This is a genomic window from Achromobacter sp., from assembly GCF_036567245.1.
GTDB lineage: Bacteria > Pseudomonadota > Gammaproteobacteria > Burkholderiales > Burkholderiaceae_B > Achromobacter.
In genome coordinates this window covers 1-1,750 of record NZ_DATCUY010000639.1, presented here as the reverse complement: position 1 = coordinate 1,750, position 1,750 = coordinate 1, and the positions used below count along the sequence as shown (strand labels likewise).

2 protein-coding genes are annotated in these 1,750 nt (G+C 69.7%); one reads left to right on the top strand and one right to left on the bottom strand.

What is annotated here, in order from left to right; genetic code table 11:
- The coding region (locus VIR09_RS27110) for a LysR family transcriptional regulator (RefSeq protein WP_332015679.1) at positions 1-566 on the bottom strand (566 nt) is incomplete at its 3' end.
- Between the two features lie 107 nt (positions 567-673).
- Between VIR09_RS27110 and VIR09_RS27105 the strand changes: the two genes are divergently transcribed.
- Positions 674-1,750: gamma-glutamyltransferase family protein (locus VIR09_RS27105; RefSeq protein ID WP_332015678.1), on the top strand; the 1,077-nt coding region annotated here is incomplete at its 3' end.

Below are 1,750 nucleotides of genomic sequence, written 5' to 3'. Positions count from 1 at the left end.
AGCCGCTGCGCGAGCCGGCCGTGCGCGATCAGGCGCGGCCGCTGGCGGTACAGCACGCGGTGGATCAGGTCGTCCGGCGCCACCGTCGAGGTCGCGCGGCTGATGATGCAATCCAGTTCATGCCGACGCAGCATGGGCACCAGATGGTCGGTGGTGGCGCGGTGCAGGCTGAGCGTCACGCCGTGGCCCTGGTGCAGGCGGCTGATCGCCGCGGTGAGCAAGGCGCTGGACACGTAGGGCACCACGCCCACCTGCAGATGCGCCGACCGGCCGGCGTGCATGGCTTCGACCTCGCGCGCCCACAGGTCCAGGTCGCTGAGCATGTGGCGCGCGCGCACCAGGGCCAGATCGCCCAAGGGCGTGGGCTGCAGGCCGCGTCCTGTGCGCGCGAAGAGCGGCGCGCCGAAGATGTCCTCGATTTCCGTGAGCGCCTTGGTGACGGCGGGCTGGCTGATGCCGGCCGCGGCCGCCACCCGCGTGAGCGAACCGTGCCTGGCGATATCGACCAGCAGCGCCAGGTGGCGATGCTTGAGACGGTTGGCGAGACGGGCGGCATCCCAGGCCATGATTTTTCCTATAACCATTTGGTTATCCAATTATGCCAACAAAGGAAAAACCAGTTATTTCATAACCCTATACTGCGAGCATCTCCCCGCAGCCCGGACCGGCCCCCATGAGCGCATCCTTCACCACCCGCCCCGAAATACGCGGCACCTTCGGCGTGGTTTCCTCCACCCACTGGCTGGCCTCGCAAGTGGCCATGGGCGTGCTGGAACGCGGCGGCAATGCCTACGATGCGGCCGTTGCCGGCGGCTTCACGCTGCAGATCGTGGAGCCGCATCTGAATGGACCCGGCGGCGAGGTGCCCATCCTGTTCTGGAGCGAGCGGGAACAGCGCATGCGCGCGCTGTGCGGCCAAGGTCCCGCGCCCGCCCTCGCCACTCCCGCCTATTTCCGCAGCCTGGGCGTGGACCTGGTGCCCGGCATCGGCCTCTTGCCCGCCACCGTGCCCGGCGCCTTCGGGGCCTGGTTGACCCTGCTGCGCGATTACGGCACTTGGGAGCTGGCTGACGTGCTGCGCCCCGCCATCGACTACGCGCGCAACGGCTTTCCCCTGGTGCCCCGCATCTCTCAGGCCATCCTGGCGGTGCAGGCCTTGTTCCGCGACGAATGGACCAGTTCGCGCGAGGTCTGGCTGCCGGACGGCCGCGTGCCCGCGCCCGACGCGCTGTTCCGCACGCCCGCCATCGCCGCCACCTACACACGCATCCTGGACGAGGCGCACGCCAGCAGCAGCGACCGGCGCGCGCGCATCGACGCGGCGCTGGAGGCCTGGTACCGCGGCTTCGTGGCCGACGCCATCGACGACTACTACACCCATGCGGCGGTGCGCGACACCACCGGCCAGCGCAACCGCGGCTTGCTGCGCAAGTCCGACCTGGCCGATTGGCGCGCCACCTACGACGAGCCTCTCACTGTCCAGTATGGACGCTACACCGTGGCCAAGTGCGGGGTCTGGTCGCAAGGCCCGGTCCACCTGCAGCAGCTGGCGATGCTGCGGCACCTGGGCCTGGACGGACTGGAGCCGACCTCGCCGCAATTCGTGCACTACGTGGCCGAGGCGGCCAAGCTGGCCTTCGCCGATCGCACTGCCTGGTATGGCGACCCAGACTACGCGCAGGTGCCGCTGGCCGCGCTGCTCAGCGACGACTACACCCGCGCGCGCGCGGCCGGCATCGGCGCCCGCGCT